Origin of the sequence: Erythrobacter sp. HI0063 (assembly GCF_001635685.1) — a bacterium.
In the GTDB taxonomy this organism is placed as follows: domain Bacteria; phylum Pseudomonadota; class Alphaproteobacteria; order Sphingomonadales; family Sphingomonadaceae; genus Qipengyuania.
In genome coordinates this window covers 1-246 of sequence record NZ_LWFF01000268.1, presented here as the reverse complement: position 1 = coordinate 246, position 246 = coordinate 1, and the positions used below count along the sequence as shown (strand labels likewise).

The window sequence follows — 246 nt, the reverse complement described above, 5'->3', positions numbered from 1 at the left end:
CTTAGAGGAGCGCGGCTGATGGACGTCCGTACGCAAATACGTCGCGCCGCACGTTATTTCGCCCAGCAAGAGGCTCTCGTTCACGGCCACAGGCGGTTGACTTTCTCGGAAGCCTGGTTGCGCGGCGTGAAGCTCGCAAATGCTCTTGCGGAGTGCGGCCTTCAACCGGGTGACCGGATTGCTACGCTGGAGAAGAACTCCATCGAGGCCGCCGACATCATACTGGCGGCTGCCATTGGAAACTAT

1 protein-coding gene is annotated in these 246 nt (G+C 59.8%); it reads left to right on the top strand.

Features of this window, described 5'->3' with window-relative positions:
- Positions 1–18: 18 nt before the first annotated feature.
- Positions 19–246, top strand: a 228-nt coding sequence (locus A3736_RS08555) for an AMP-binding protein (protein WP_156502053.1), incomplete at its 3' end; no start/stop codon positions are given.